The organism is Lyngbya aestuarii BL J (assembly GCF_000478195.2).
Lineage (GTDB): Bacteria > Cyanobacteriota > Cyanobacteriia > Cyanobacteriales > Microcoleaceae > Capilliphycus > Capilliphycus aestuarii.
In genome coordinates, this window is sequence record NZ_AUZM01000007.1 from 77,030 (window position 1) to 92,109 (window position 15,080).

A 15,080-nucleotide genomic window follows, 5' to 3' on the forward strand; every position below is an offset into this window, starting at 1 on the left:
TTTATCTTTGAGTCTTAGAAAGAAAACAATTTATTTATATTGTTTTTAAAATTGATTTCAATTAAAGTTGATTGTGAACTTTCTGTGAACTTATCTTCAAAAACTAGATTTTTGAGGATAATGTGCTAAATTTTGTGCTAGATTTTGTAAATCTGCGATCGCCTTTGAGAAAGAAACTCTAAATATTGGTGATCCTTTGCTTGACCATATTTAATCAGGAGGTTACGATGACAGACAAAAAAATCACTAAAAAAGCTGTCAGTTTAGCATTGTTACTCGGTTTGATGAGTCCATTAGCGGGCTGTGAAGTGGGTGGCGAAGGTGGCGAAGGTGGCGAAGACGGAGAAACCACCGAAGAAGTCACCCCAATTCCTGATGAAGAAGGCGGTGAAGGTGGTGAAGGCGGAGAAGAAGGTGAAGAAGACGATGAAGACGATGAAGACGATGAAGACGATGAAGAAGATGAAGAAGATGAAGAAGATGAAGATTAACAACTTTCTCCTGTCAAAAAAGTCTGTTTAAGAGATCAAAATTATGGCTATCAATGCAACTCTATTGAGAAAATTCCATCGTTCTTTAGCCCCTATTATGATCTTACCGATTTTGTTAACCGTGATCACAGGTGTTGGTTTTCAAATTGCTGAATTAGGAGGTTTTGAAGATCAATTTCGCTGGATGATTCGTTGGCATAAAGGTGATTTTGGCTACATTGATTTTCAAAAAAGCTATCCCTTTCTTAATGCAGCAGGTTTGTTGTTTTTAGCCATTACTGGAATATCGATGTGGTGGAAAATGCGACGGCGAAAAACAGTTTTAGCGAACGATTAATCTGAAGTTATTCTGTCGGATGGGTTGGCATAGCGTCACCCATCACCAGTTAAATCCGAAGTTTTTTGAAGGAATTAATATCGCTGACTATACTGCAATTCTTTAAAAGTCAGAGAAAATGTTGTCCCCTGATCTCGACTTAATTCTATCTCACCTTCAAGTTGATTAATTAATGTACAAACCAATTCCATCCCTAAAGAATCAACCTGACGAAAATCAATGTTTTGAGGAAAACCAATGCCATTATCACGAACGGTTAAAGTCACAAGATGATTTGAGGTTTGATCAAATTTCACCCAAATCTTACCGGAACGATGATCAGGAAAAGCGTGTTTAAAAGCATTAGAAACCAACTCATTTATAATTAAACCACAGGGATGAGCCGTTTCCAAGTTTAAAGCTATCCTCTCCACATCAAGTTCTAACTCAATTAATTGTGAATTAAAATCATAGGATTCCCTAAGTTGAGTCACGAGATCGTGAATATAATCTCCAAAATCAATTTTATCTAATCCTGTTGATTCATAAAGCTTTTCGTGAATTAACGCCATTGACTGTATGCGTCTTTGACTTTCTTGAAGAATTTTAATCACTTCGGGATTTTCTGTGTAGTCGGTTTGAAACTCCAGAATATTAGAAACAACTAACAAATTATTTTTAACGCGATGGTGAATTTCTTTGAGTAAAACTTCTTTTTGTTGGAGAGAAGTCTTAAGCTGACTCTCGGTTTCGTTCCGTTCAATCGCTGTGGCTAAAATATGGGCAACACTTTGGATAAAATAAACATCATCTTGGGTAAAAACCCGTTGTTGACGGGTATAAGCACTCAAAACACCAAAACAAGTTGTCCGACTCTCAATCGCAATACTCAACCCATACAGATTAGAATTACTATCCCTCTGAGGAAAAGAAATCGCCTGTTCAACTAAATCGATATTGAGATTTTCTGATGTTGTCTGGTTTGAAACGTCTGAGGGGTTGAGTTGATCATTATTGGGCTGTATTTCTGTAAATAATTTCAGTAAACTTGGATCTTGAATGGGAACATTTAGCACCTGAGCCGACTCAACACGAAGACAACGAGAAACTCGAACGATCACCTGTTGAATTAGCTGATTGTAATCCATTCCTGAAAGTGCTTTTTGTCCGAGATCGGCAATAATCGCCTGTTGATCAGCTTTTGCTGCAATTTGATCTTGAACTTGCTGACGTTGCTGAATTTCATGGCGTAGTTTTTCATTGGTTTGTTGGAGTTGGGCGGTACGCTGTTCAACCATCACCTCTAAGTGTTGATTAAGCTGTTGCAGTTCTGTCTCGATTTGCTTACGTTCGCTAATATCCGTCAACGTTCCCACAAAACCCTTGACGATACCCCAATCATCAAAATCAGGAATAATCTGTGCAAATACCCAAGTGATCATCCCATCGGAACGATTAATTTTATATTCCAACTCAAGCGGTTGATAGTGGTTGCGAGTCATTATCCAAGCATCCTCAACGTATTGGCGATCACTCGGATGTACCATCAACATCCAATGCTGTCCCATAAACTCCCGAAAAGGTTGTCCGACAATTTCGCTGGTGCGTTCGTTCACATAGAGATAATGACCTGCAATATCAGTGCGAAAAATCCCCACCGGAGAGATATCCGCCAACGTCGCCAACTGTCCCTCACGTTCTTGTAACGCCTTCTCAACTCGTCTGCGTTCGGTAACATCTTCGGCTAAACCGACAATTCGATAGACTATTCCTGACTCATTTTCGACGGGAAAACTGCGGGTTAAAATCCAGCGAATTTCTCCATCTGAGCGAATAATCCGAAATTCTTGATCAAAGTTTCCTTGAGAAAATTCTGCTAACAGCGTGTCTTCAATGTGTTTTTGATCCTCGGGATGAATCATCTCGATCCACAACCGGGGATTTTCATACAAACTCACCGGAGACATTCCCCAAATCTGTTCAAAGGCGGGACTCACATAAAGCAGTTCAAACGCATCCAGTGACCAAATAAAAAAGACTTCCCGAATACTTTCAGCTAACTGACGAAACTTTTGTTCACTGTCGCGGAGTTGTTGGGCTGCGAGTTCTCGTTCCTGTAATACTTGTCTGAGATTCGTATTAACTTTCTGAAGTTCGTTAGTGCGTTCAACAACACGAGATTCAAGAACGTTTGTTAGTTGTTGTAGGGCTTGTTCTGCTCGTTTGCGTTCGGTAATATCTTGAGCTACCCAAACCACACTATTATCAGATAAGGGGGAAATCTTTGCACTAAACCAAAATATCCCGTCTGGGGTGTTTAAGTTATACTCAAAACTCACCACTTCTTGAGACTTTAGCGCTTGTCGTATTGGATGAATGAAACGTTCGCTCAGAGAGTTTTGAGAAAATTGTCGGATTGTTTCTGTAATAATCTCAGGATTCGTCGGACAAAATTTGTTTTGTGGTATATCTTGAATTTCTACTGTGTTTTCTAGCAGATGAACGATTAAAATAAAATCGGTCAAAGCCGCGATAAAAGCTCGGATTTCTTGTTGGGAAGATCGCAGTTTCTGATCGATGCGTTGGATGAGTTGACGTTGATTAATCGCTTGTTGGATGCGTTGATTTGCGGTGTTGAGTTGGGTTTTGTATTCAGCGAGTTCACGTTTTAGCTCGTTTTCAGGACGGTTTTCTACACTGGGTTTTTGTTCTGCAACCGATAACATTCCGGTTTCTGTGGGGTTGGGGCAATTAATCGGTTTGAGATGGTGTAAAATACAATTGGCTGTAACAATACCTCGAATTTTGCCTTGAGCGTTTAAAACCGGGAGTTGATCGAGTTGATGGTGTTGTAGAAGGGATAATATTGTCTGAAGATTATTACTGAGATCATCATCTAAATTTAAACTTATTTTGGGGGGTGTCATCACCTCCGCCACACTCAAACTTGCTAAATTTTTTCCCGAGGCGATCGCTTGGATAATGTGATGTTCTTCCAAAATCCCCACCCACTGCTCCGCTTCAATCACCAGTATACACCGATGCCGCAACCCGGTATTACCCTGCTGATTTTCCCCAGATTCATCTGATGATCCGGTTGTCGAGTTTGTCATCGAGGCGATCAATTTCACGGCTTCGAGAACCGTTTGACTGGGGGTAAGGCTTAATGATACCGGAACAATGATCTGATCAAGACTGGGTACATGAAAAGAAAGGGGATTAAATGACATCGGTTTTGGGAAACGACCTCAGTAGAATTGTGAAAATTGTGGGAACTTTATTCTGTGAATTCTTCACATGATCACTATCTTTGACACTCCCGTCGCGCTCAAGCGAGGGATTCTTTGTTCACAGAGGTTACTTACTAAGACAGAATTTCTTCTGAAAAAGTAGAGGTATCCTCTCCCAAAGCGTTTAGGCTATCTTGTAGCCTAGTTCCCGAATGCCCTACGGTACTTAATCCAAGTTTCAAGATGTTACGGGCTGCATTTTCGTCACGATCTAACTGACAACCACAAGCACAAAAATGAGTCCTTGTTGAGAGAGATTTTTTGACTTTCTCCCCACAGTTAGAACAGTTTTGACTGGTAAATTGAGGTGGTACGGCAATAGTTATCTTGCCGTGTTTTTCTCCCAAATACTCAAGCCAATGACGAAATTGATACCACGCAGCATCATTAATCGATTTAGCTAAACAATGATTTTTAACCAAGTTCTTAATCTTTAAATCTTCATAGGCTATCACATCGTTAGAGTGAATTACGCATCTTGCTAACTTCACCGCAAAATCTTTACGTTGCCTACTTATTTTCAGATGAGCTTTAGCTAATCTTGCCCGTGCTTTTTTTCTATTAGAAGACCCTTTCTTTTTTCTAGACAGTCTTCTTTGAAGTCTTTGAAGTTGCTTTTCCCCTTTTCTTAAAAATCTAGGGTTATTAATTTTGTTGCCATTCTGGTCAGTGTAAAATGATTCTAATCCTACATCTAAGCCAATGACGCTATTGGCTGGTGAGGTATCTATTTTGACATCAACTGAGAGAATGAACTGACAATAGTAACCATCCGCTCGACGAACTAATCTAATTCTTTTAATGGACGAAATTGGGTAAAAGTTTAAGTCGTAAGTCCCAACCAGTTTTAATCTACCGATATTATTTTTATCGGTAAACGTAATAGCTTTTCTGGTAGTTAAATCTAATTTCCACCCGGTCGTTTTATATTCTACAGAACGGCAATTTTTCTTGAACTTTGGGAACCCTTTTTTACCAGTAATCTTACGTTTACAATTCTCGTAAAAACGAGATATAGCTGACCACGTTCTTTCAGCACTAGACTGTCTAGCTTGTGAATTCAATTTGTTAGCAAAGTCAAAGTCATGGGCTAATACACGACAATATTTATTAAGGTCATACTTATTAACTTTTTCGTTATCCATCCAAAAACGCAAGCATTTATTCTGGACAAACTGAGCCGTGCGTATTGCCTCGTCTATGGCTGTGTACTGATGTTTTTTAGCCCTAACCTTGAACTCCAAAACTAACATTTATGCCAACCTCACTAGCCTAAATATAGTTTAGCACAGAGTTTTCTAGTTTGACTGAAAAGATGCTAAAATCTTGTTGCTGTGCGGTTTGTTTACTGGTCGGCTTTTCCGGAGCGCACGGTGAAACCGAGGGTCTTCAAGCCGACATTTTAGGATAAATTCTATTCCTCTACTCTCTAGATCATACCAAAATATTGCCCAAAGCAAAAGCAGGTTTGACTACAGCTTTACCCTCTGTACCAAACCCGCTAATGTAGAGATATAGGTTCAGTCTCACCTAATCTTCTGATTTTGTCTTCAAGTCAATTAATTTTGAATCTTTTCCACATAACCCCACAGACTATAATCTCGACTCAACCAGCCGTGAAAAAATGCCATTTGACTGGGATTTTCTTGCACCCGTTTGTAACGATAGAGAATGCGTTCATTCACGATTTGTAGAGCCGTATATTTATTATTACCGCGTCTGAGGGCTTCTATTGTCAAACCATCAAATACACCCGTTTGCGGTAAACCTAAAGCTTGTTGAAGAAAAGTAATCGAGTTTTGAGGTCCAAAATTCACCGCCGTATCAAACATAACAATTGCCAAAGCCGGGTGCATTTTACCCGATTGGGAAGCATCCCAATATCCCTGATAAATTTCTAACAGTTCAACTTCCGACATTTGTGTAACATCAAGCGGTGGTAAACCCCGTCTAGATCGATAAGCATTATATTCGGTTTGGATAATTCCTCGATAGGTTCGACCCCCGATATCGGCGGGATGATCACTAAACCCACCTTCAAAATACAGCGTAAACCCTAAAGCTGCATCAAATAAGCGTTTTTCATAGTTGTTTTGAGCTTGTGCTACACCCAAGCGACCTAAAGGGACAGCTAAGGTTAAGCTTAACAACACGATAGCACGAATTAGTTTCGATTTAAGTGGTTTTTGGGCGTTGGTTTTGATCCAGTTCATAGCAACTCTTTGGGCTTCAATGGGTAAAGTGTTGGACGTTGGCGTTCATCCAACCGAATAATGGGCTGGTACAGGCGACAATACCTGTGAAACTCTCGCCTAACATAACAGAAGACGAGACATTTGACTATATATTTGGGGGTTCTACGGGGAAAATACAGGAAACTTGAACAACGACTTTCAAATCAGATCTGGTCAGGTGAACCCAATTCCAGTTAAACTTCTTTATTGACCCCTGATCAAGACTGTATTGATGTCTCCTGATTTCAGTTCCTCGTCGGCTGACTCTGATTCTAATACCCCTGAAGCCTTGACTTTACAGGCTGAAATTAGTTATGCTCATGGGCAGTTTGCGACTGCGATCGCGAGTTGTGAGCAAGCGATTTTGTTAGAACCCACTTGGGCGCCGGCTTATGTGACGTTAGGGAATGTTCGACAAGCTCAAGGTTTGCTCGATGCGGCGATTCGTTCCTACACCCAGGCGTTAGAACTCGATCCCAATTTACCACAAGCTCATGCCAATTTAGGGAGTATGTTCTACAAGCAAGGGTTGCTAGAGGAAGCAATTACTTGTTATCGTCAAGCCTTATCGCTGAAGCCCGATTTTGCAGAGGTGTATTGGAATTTAGCCCAAGCGTTACGAAAGCAGGGAAACGAAGCAGAAGCCCAAATTTGTGAACAAAAAGCAGTTGAATACCAACCTCAACTCGCCAGCGCCAATTTTTTGTTTAATCAAGGTAATAAGTTCGCCCAGAGCGGAAAATTAGATCAGGCGATGAAATCTTGGCAAAATGCGATCGCTATTGATCCGAATCTCGCTGAAGCTTACTGTCAGATTGGGATGATTTTACGCTATCGAGGTGAACCCAAGCAAGCCATTTCCTACTTTGAAAAAGCTTTGGAACTCGAACCGAAATTAGTACCAGCTCATCAGCATTTATGTGGGATTTTTCGGGATTCTTCTAACTTAGCAGCCGCTCGTCAGGCTGTCAATCACTATCGCCAAATGTGTAGTGATACCGATCCGATTATGACTGCAATTTATTCGATCAGTACCCATCAAGTCTCGGGCTTAAATCAAATCGCTAAAGATCAATTTTTGCAGTTAGAATCTCAACTCGATCAATCTTTCAACCGCACCACAGAAATCGAAATTCGTTCACTGTATTCTAATCTATTATTTAGTTTACCCTATTTGCGCGATAATATTACCCAAAATTCTCGTTTAATTCAAACCATTTCTCAACGGTATATTGAACAAATTCTCCAAGCCAACCGCAGTCTTTACTTTCTCGAATATTCTCAATCTTCCCCTCAACAACACTTGAAAATTGGGATTATTTCCAGTCATTTTAATCGCCATGCTGTCGGTTGGTGTAGTTTGGATATTATTCGGGCATTATCTAAGATTACACCCGAGATTTATCTCTATTTTACAGATCGACCTAAAGTTGACGATCGCACCGCCCTTTTTCAACAGATTGCTCGTAAACTCTACGAACCCAAACGCTATCCCAACGGCTTACCCGAAGCCAATGAAATTACCCAAGAAATTCGACAAGATGAGATTGATATCTTACTCGATTTAGATGCGATTAGTATGCCGATTCATACTGAAATATTATATACTCAACCTGCTCCTGTTTGTTTGTCTTGGCTAGGGTTTGATGCGCCTTATCTTTCCGAAAAAAATTACTTTTTGTGTGATTGGCACACTCACCCCAAAGGACATGAACAGTATTATACTGAACAGTTAGTCAGAATGCCGGATAGTTTTGTCGCTGTTTCTGGATTTGAAAGAATGGCGGTAAATCGTGAACAGTTTCGCAAAGCTTATCGCATTGGTTTAGATCAAGTTATTTATCTCAGTGTCGCACCTGGGCGCAAATTTAACCGCGAATTAGTAGAGGCGCAAGTTGCTATTCTCAAACAAGTTCCTAATAGTATTTTAATTCATAAAGCCGCCGGAGATGTCGCTGTTTTTCAAGGTGCTTATCAACAAGCTTGTCAAGCTGCTGGAGTGAGTCTACATCGGGTGAAGTTTATTCCTCGATTTCCCACCGAAGAAGAACATCGTCAGATTTATGCTTTAGCCGATGTATTGTTAGATTCTTATCCTTATAATGGGGGAACTCACACTCTAGAAGCGCTGTGGTTTGAAGTACCAGTTGTCACTCGCAAAGGCGAACAATTTTTATCCCGAATGGGCTATTCTTTTCTACAAGGCGTTGGTATAGAAGCAGGAATAGCAGAGTCGTGGGAAGAATATATTAACTGGGGAGTGCGGTTTGGGGAAGATATAGCCTTGAGAAAATCTGTTCAAACTCAGCTAATTCAGGCGAAAGCATCAACCCATTTAGCCCCGTTATGGAACCCCAGTTTATTTGCTGAAAATCTGTATAAAATATGTGGTAAACTATTAAGCGATCGCTAATCATCGTTATTCAAACCAAAAGTTAAAACCCCTGTCTAATCAGCACAGTTCTTTCAATATCTCCTCTAGCCCCCTTTTGAAAGAGCCCAGGGCTGTTTCATTCTCAGTTAAAAATTGCCGGGGTTGATGGTGAGTCCACCCCCGTGCGCGGGAACAAGCGCGTTGAGGGGAGTGGCGAACCCGAAGGGGGTGAAAGGGTTCCGGGGGTGGACCGGGAGAGGAGTTTTTTCCTCGGAAAAATAGCTTTTTATTAATAAAAATCGTCCCGCGCCTCCCTACCTCCCTACCTCCCCACCCCCCCACAAATCAAGTTTTAGGGCCTTAACGCGCACGGCCCTGCTTCTAGGAGAGGGGTTGGGGGAGAGGTCAACGCAACCCCTTCAACACCTCATCGGTAAACGGATTTTCACCCTTTTTCAGCGACTCTATCCAACCTTTTCGCTGTGCTTTATTCTCCTCATCATTCGTCCATTCAACGAACATTTCAAAATCCTTAATCGCCCCGTCAAAATCCCCCGTTAACGCCCTGGCTATACCCCGACTATTGATATAATCTTCATCTTTAGGCGCGAGTTTAACGGCATTTTCACAAGCAAACATCACCTTTTCCGCTTGTTTATTCAGGCTACCATTCCAACAAAGTGTATACCAAGACGAAGCATCTATTTTTAAATCTGCATCTAATTTTTGAGCCTTTTCAAACTGAGCTAATGCCTCGTCTATTTTACCATTTCCTGCTAAATCCCTTCCTTCCGAAAACGAAGCAATCGCATTGGCTTTATTCTCCGGGTTAAACGTTAAACTGGGGTCAAATTCTAACGCCGTTTGAAACGCTAAAATCGCCGTATCAACATCCCTTCCTGCTAAGGACTTTCCACTTCTCACTAAACTCGCTGCGGCTAAATTTAAACTAAAGTTCGAGTCAAGTTTTTCGGCCTGTTTAAACCGATCAACCGCTTCATCAATATTACCTTTTCCTGCTGACTGTTCGCCCTGCAAAAACCAAGCCGTTGCCGAAGCTTCTACCCCACAAAGACGCCGGTCTTCTTCGGTGACATTGGGGTTATTTTTCAGGTAGTCACTCACGACTGTACAAGCTTCTGCGATCAGGTCATCGAGATGAACGTTCCACAACTTCACCGTGTTGTCCCTACTCGCAGAGGCAATCAATTCCCCGTTGGGGCTAAATGCCACAGCGTTGACATAACTCTCATGCCCGTTAATGCTATTCTGCTCTTGGGGTTGATCGAGAACTTCGTGAAGGACTGACATCACTTTCCCCTCTGTATTCACTTCTGACCACAGAGAAGTCGGTACTTTTTTTAGGTCTTGGCTTGCTTTCAGTGCTTCTAAAATTGATTTAAGTCCTTGCTTAGAGGAGAGTAATTCCTTTGCATTCGCACTGGTGAGACGAGCTTCTGCTAAGTTGAGATTGTCATAGGCTTGTTTGAGATATAGACCCGCTATCGCTGAAGTTAAACCCAATATTCCTATCGTAATCAAAGAAATAAGAGAAGCGCGTTTTTTGGCTTGTTTTAAAATCTGATTGGCCTGTTTTTCTGCGGCTAATGTTGCCTGAATTTCTCGTTTATCCAGTTGTTCGCTGGCTGCCAAATACTGATAATCTTGGTCGCTCAAACTTTTTCCGGTAGCCCAGGTTTTCGCCTCGGTTAACGCTTCCCCTTTCAACAACCGGGACTCATCGGTTCGACCGGATTTTTCCCAAGCGTTAATGGCTTCTGCGTAGGGTCGTAATTTTGCCAGTTGTTCTTCTACCCAATTGGAGTTAAAAACCGCCCGATAAACCGAGTTATAAACTTGTAGTTTACCCTGTGTTTGCACGACTAACCCCGTCAGTCTCAATATCATTTGTTCGGGGCTATTATCGGCGGGAATTTCTTTGTTTTGTAGGATTTGTTGATAGAGTCCTAATAAACGTCCGGTGCGATCTTCAGAGGCTTTCAACAGGCGATCGCGTAGGGTTCTTAAATGTTCGGGATTGTCTTGAGATTCCCACTGATTAATGACTTTATTTTGGACTAATTTCGCCACCCAGTTAGCCTCATTTCCGGGTGTTATTTCGGTTGAACTTTCCCGAATCAATTTACAAACTTTCTGGGTTAAAAAGGGTTGTCCGTTCGTCCAAGACAACACCGCTTCTAACGCCGCTTGGGGATTTTTAGTGAAAGAAATAAACCCATTTTTTAGCGGTTCGGCTTCGTGAAGTTGAAAGCCGTTGAGTTCGATCGCGTGACCAATATTAAACGGGGTTCGTCGTTGGTCTTGGATTAAATCAGAGGGTGTTGTGACGCCCAATAACGCAAAGGTTAGACGTTTATAAATGGGTTCGTCGGCGCGTTTGTTGTAGCAGTCTCGAATAACGGCAAAAAAGTCATCTATATTAAAAGGTAAACTGAGAATACTATCAATTTCGTCAATAAAAATAACTATATTTTGAGAAATAAGTTGTAAGAGTTTATCGCTAAAAAATTTACTAAATCTGCGGATAATAGACAGAGAATTGAGACTTTCCCACCATTCCTCTAAATCAAAGATTTCGTAGAGGTCTAAACTATCGATTATCGCATCAATCACGCTCAAATACCACTGTTCCGGCGTAATATCAAATGTTCCAATTCCGGTAATATCGATCGCCACACAAGCAACATCTTCGCTTTGGAGTCGCTGCATTGTCCGCACTCTTAAGCTAGATTTTCCCATCTGGCGACAGTTAAAAACATAGCAAAAATCACCCGTTTTGAGTCTCTGATAAAAGCGTTCATCGGCTTGTCTTTTTACATAGGTTGGGGCGTCTGGGGGTAGACTCCCACCCACCTGATAGCTAAAATTCGACTCAGATGAATCACTCATTCGATGAAGTCCGGTTGGTTAACAATTTTACCATATTCAATGGATTAATTCTGTTAAAAAAAGTTTTAATAAAACTTATGACTTCCGACTTCTGACTTCTGATTCCCTCTAGCCCTGCTTTGAAAGGGGGGAAAAGAGCGATTAAAGTCCCCCGATCTTCGGGGCGAATTGAAGTTCAAGTCCCCTTTTCTAAGGGGGATTTAGGGGGATTATTCTTAACTTGGAATCGTAATATATTGACCCGGTTCCAAATTTTCCGGTAAAATATTACCATTAGCCGCAGCAATTTTAGTCCATAAATTTCGATCACCATAAAATTGTTCAGCGATTTTGAATAAAGTGTCACCTGCTTTGATTGTTTTGATGGCAAAAGTTTGAGACATGAGTTTTCCTTCCTGTGGTCATTGAGTTAGAGGTTTTGTCGCTTAAATGAGCGACACTAATATTAACATCACCATTTTTTAGAGATGTTTTCTCGAGGATATTCCGACTTACTGCACCTAAGCAAATCAAGAATTTAAAGGCTGAATGCTTCTTCAGTATTGGGTTTAAGCCGTGGGGGAAATGATTTAACTTCGGGGATTCCCCGAACTTTATAAAGTTGCTTTGCTTAACAATTATCGCGCTTCGATTCGACTCCACTTATCTTAACATTCCGGTGGCTATTAGCCAATAATTTGTTTTAAATATATTTGATAAAATCTTTAAATACTTGTTGCTATAAATAATTGATAATATTACTGTAGGGGCTGCTTCGATCTAAATGTATGTTTCCCATAAGTAACCTATATACCCGCATCTATTGCTGTTTATATTTCATCAAGGAACAGTTGGAATAAAAACCCGATTTTGCAGAATTTACCGGGTTTTTGGCAAGTCATATTATTCCCCAAAGCGATCGCTAAAATACAGACGATAGAGATTACAAAGGGGAACCACATCATTTCCCACCCGTTTAATTAAACCCATACTTCGCAGTTGAAAGGCTTGACTTTCTTCGAGTCGAATGGGTTCATTTTTGGAGACAACTTCCTGCATTGCTTCGGCTAACTTTTCATTCGCTTGCAAGTTCAACAAATGGCGCCGTAAATGATCGTTGTAGATTCCGCTTTGGGTGGGTGCGGTTTCGATAAATTCGGCAAAACTTAACTGATGGCGTGTCATTTCATAGAGTGCTTTTCTGACCAAATACGGGTGTCCGTCTACCATTTCCATTAACGAGTTTACCTCCCGCACCGACCAGTTTAACCCGTGTCTTTTGACTAACTCGCTAATTTGTTCAAAGGTTAATTCGGGTAACTCTATCGGTAAACCAACGTTAAAAGGCGATTGATTGATATTAAGCGGAATATAAACTTCTTTGGAATGAGCAATCACTAAACGGAGTTTTTTCCAGTCGGGTTGGTTTTTGCCGTTTTCGTGCCAAACTCGTAGCAAACTAAAGAATTATTGAGCAATTTCTAAGTGTTGAAACACCTGATCGACTTCATCTAACCCTAACGTTAAAGGTTGATTGATGGCTTTAAGAAGATAACGGCGAAAATAGTTATTACATTTATTTTTACTTCCGAGATTACCTTTCCACAAGTCTTCTAGGCGATCTTCGAGTTCTAATTCTTCTGTGATCATTCCACAAAACCACCGCAAAAAATCATCAATATTGCTTAAAAATTCGCTATCGGCTGACTGAAAATTTAGATAGGCGGTTTGGTATTCGTTTTGTTTGCTGTGATTAAGAATGCGCTGCATTAGAGAGGTTTTTCCCATCTGTCGGGGTGCTTTTATTCTAATTAATGCTCCCGGTTTTAGGATAGTTTCATAGCAGTCTGATTCTATGGGGGGACGTTCGATATAAAATGGAGAATCTAGACTCACCGAACCTTCTGGGTTCTCTAATTCATTCAGTGAAAGAGTAGAGGTTTCAGAGGAACGGGGATTTTCTATCACTGTATTTTCGGGCGTTGAATCTTCTTCTATTTCCTCAATATCTTCGGCGTTTGATTCATCTGATTTTCTTCTAATCACTGGAGTCAGTTCTTCAGGAATTCCCGCCATGCTGATACTTGTACACCCATATTTGTAGGCAAATTCAATATTTTCTCCATTGCCTAACGCATCATAAAATCCGATTGCAAATGCTTGGGCGGCTGGATCTCCAACTTGCTGCTTCATGCCAATCACATAGTCAATATGACGGACAATTGCCTTAGCTTGTAGTTCTGAATAACAAGCATTTAGAACAACACATTCAACTTGGTTTTGAAATAACTCAAATAAACTTGCTAATCCCTTAGCACTTACAAACTGTATTTGCCCAACTTCATCTTCTAAAACTAATCCCTGTTCTCCCGCACCATGCCCGGAAAAATGTACAAATTGGGGTTTTAAATCTAACACCGCCCGTTGCATTTCTCTGGCGGTAACAGCCAAGCGATACTCTAAGTTAAATTGGCTGCGTTTTTTGGCTCTTTCTAATCCTTGTTGAATCTCTTTCATTTCTTGATCTAGCCGCAAACTCTGTGTCTGTTTGGGATTGGCAGCTAGAAACAATATTGTTTTTTTCTTCCGGCTAGAATTACTCATAAAATAGCTAAATGCAACTCTTGTTAATCACTACGCGGTTTAGGATTTGTTCGTGATCTTACCATGTTTGATGAATTGCGGGCTTTATTCAATATAAAACCAGGTTTAAATTCAGCTAATTCTTCTTGTTTATCAGCAAAATAATTAGTTTATTTCCAAACAGTCTGAGCAATTTAAAAGTGAAAATTTAATAAGATAAATCAGTCTGGATGGTGTTTTCTAATCCTCTCTGAGTACACCTCGAATAATAGCATCACAACCCTATCTGCTCAAAAATAATTAAAATAGAGAATAGAATTGATTTTTCTAAACCCAACAAATGTCCAAGCAGCGATCGCATATTCTTCCTTTTGCCCTTCCCGCAATTGCAATAATTGTGTTATTTTTGAATAAACGTGGTTTTCAAACCCCCATTACTCCTTCATTCTCTATTCCTCAAATGTCCTCTTTTCCTGTCGCCCAGAATGCCTCGAATCTCGATGAGATAAAACAGTCTGTTCATCAGCTAGTGAATGAATATCGCGCCTCAAAAAACTTACCCCCCCTCAAACTTGATCCGCGTATTAGCTCCGAAGCAAAGCAGCATAGTGAGGCGATGGCGAGTGGACAAGTCGAATTTAGCCATGCGGGATCACAACAACGATTTCAGGCGATTGGCGAGATGATTCCTTATCGGAGGATTGCCGAAAATGTAGGGTATAATTCGGGATATGCTAATCCAGGTGAAAGAGTAGTCGAAGGCTGGATCAATAGCGAGGGTCATCGTCGCAATATAGAAGGAAATTTTAATTTAACTGGGATTGGGATTGCCATAAATACAAAGGGAGAGTATTATTTTACTCAGATTTTTGTTCAGAGTCGGTGATCCAATTTAGAGTTTAA

General features: G+C 40.7%; 9 protein-coding genes and 1 pseudogene. 4 read left to right on the forward strand and 6 right to left on the reverse strand.

Annotation, left to right across the window (positions count from 1 at the left end):
• Positions 1-227: 227 nt before the first annotated feature.
• On the forward strand, positions 228-491 hold the full coding sequence (locus tag M595_RS31525) for a hypothetical protein (protein ID WP_023064942.1): 264 nt from the start codon (positions 228-230) through the stop codon (positions 489-491).
• Positions 492-534: 43 nt separating this feature from the next.
• Positions 535-828 carry a hypothetical protein gene (locus M595_RS04950; protein WP_040483601.1) on the forward strand — a complete coding sequence of 98 codons (294 nt, stop codon included), beginning with the start codon at positions 535-537 and terminating at the stop codon, positions 826-828.
• Positions 829-902: 74 nt separating this feature from the next.
• On the opposite strand, the gene M595_RS04955 is transcribed toward M595_RS04950, so the two are convergent.
• The 3 genes from M595_RS04955 to M595_RS04965 all read right to left on the reverse strand — a co-directional run bounded on the left by M595_RS04955 (position 903) and on the right by M595_RS04965 (position 6,310).
• Positions 903-4,037 carry a PAS domain S-box protein gene (locus M595_RS04955; protein WP_023064990.1) on the reverse strand — a complete coding sequence of 1,045 codons (3,135 nt, stop codon included), beginning with the start codon at positions 4,035-4,037 and terminating at the stop codon, positions 903-905.
• Between the two features lie 134 nt (positions 4,038-4,171).
• Positions 4,172-5,350: an RNA-guided endonuclease InsQ/TnpB family protein gene (locus M595_RS04960; protein WP_023065006.1), complete on the reverse strand. Its 1,179-nt coding sequence runs from the start codon at positions 5,348-5,350 to the stop codon at positions 4,172-4,174.
• A 306-nt stretch (positions 5,351-5,656) separates the two neighbouring features.
• A complete protein-coding gene (locus M595_RS04965) occupies positions 5,657-6,310 on the reverse strand; it encodes a glycoside hydrolase family 108 protein (RefSeq protein WP_023064901.1) in 654 nt (217 codons plus the stop codon).
• A gap of 253 nt (positions 6,311-6,563) precedes the next feature.
• On the opposite strand from M595_RS04965, the gene M595_RS04970 reads away from it, so the two are divergent.
• A complete protein-coding gene (locus M595_RS04970) occupies positions 6,564-8,744 on the forward strand; it encodes an O-linked N-acetylglucosamine transferase, SPINDLY family protein (RefSeq protein ID WP_023065016.1) in 2,181 nt (726 codons plus the stop codon).
• Positions 8,745-9,110: 366 nt separating this feature from the next.
• Here the strand turns inward: M595_RS04970 and M595_RS04975 are convergent, their stop codons facing one another.
• From M595_RS04975 to M595_RS04980, 3 genes and pseudogenes are all read right to left on the reverse strand, one after another.
• Complete coding sequence (locus M595_RS04975) at positions 9,111-11,615, reverse strand: AAA-like domain-containing protein (protein WP_023064950.1); 2,505 nt, start codon at positions 11,613-11,615, stop codon at positions 9,111-9,113.
• A 215-nt stretch (positions 11,616-11,830) separates the two neighbouring features.
• Positions 11,831-11,998 carry a LysM peptidoglycan-binding domain-containing protein gene (locus M595_RS29050; protein WP_023064971.1) on the reverse strand — a complete coding sequence of 56 codons (168 nt, stop codon included), beginning with the start codon at positions 11,996-11,998 and terminating at the stop codon, positions 11,831-11,833.
• Positions 11,999-12,497: 499 nt separating this feature from the next.
• A pseudogene (locus tag M595_RS04980) lies at positions 12,498-14,198 on the reverse strand (AAA-like domain-containing protein).
• Positions 14,199-14,517: 319 nt separating this feature from the next.
• On the opposite strand from M595_RS04980, the gene M595_RS04985 reads away from it, so the two are divergent.
• A complete protein-coding gene (locus M595_RS04985) occupies positions 14,518-15,063 on the forward strand; it encodes a CAP domain-containing protein (protein ID WP_023064925.1) in 546 nt (181 codons plus the stop codon).
• Positions 15,064-15,080 lie beyond the last annotated feature (17 nt).

Excerpts from the sequence above, each read along its gene's own strand:
- M595_RS31525 (WP_023064942.1), top strand. The coding sequence starts at position 228 with ATGACAGACAAAAAAATCACTAAAAAAGCTGTCAGTTTAGCATTGTTA.
- M595_RS04950 (WP_040483601.1), top strand. The coding sequence starts at position 535 with ATGGCTATCAATGCAACTCTATTGAGAAAATTCCATCGTTCTTTAGCC.
- M595_RS04955 (WP_023064990.1), bottom strand. The coding sequence starts at position 4,037 with ATGTCATTTAATCCCCTTTCTTTTCATGTACCCAGTCTTGATCAGATC.
- M595_RS04960 (WP_023065006.1), bottom strand. The coding sequence starts at position 5,350 with ATGTTAGTTTTGGAGTTCAAGGTTAGGGCTAAAAAACATCAGTACACA.
- M595_RS04965 (WP_023064901.1), bottom strand. The coding sequence starts at position 6,310 with ATGAACTGGATCAAAACCAACGCCCAAAAACCACTTAAATCGAAACTA.
- M595_RS04970 (WP_023065016.1), top strand. The coding sequence starts at position 6,564 with ATGTCTCCTGATTTCAGTTCCTCGTCGGCTGACTCTGATTCTAATACC.
- M595_RS04975 (WP_023064950.1), bottom strand. The coding sequence starts at position 11,615 with ATGAGTGATTCATCTGAGTCGAATTTTAGCTATCAGGTGGGTGGGAGT.
- M595_RS29050 (WP_023064971.1), bottom strand. The coding sequence starts at position 11,998 with ATGTCTCAAACTTTTGCCATCAAAACAATCAAAGCAGGTGACACTTTA.
- M595_RS04985 (WP_023064925.1), top strand. The coding sequence starts at position 14,518 with ATGTCCAAGCAGCGATCGCATATTCTTCCTTTTGCCCTTCCCGCAATT.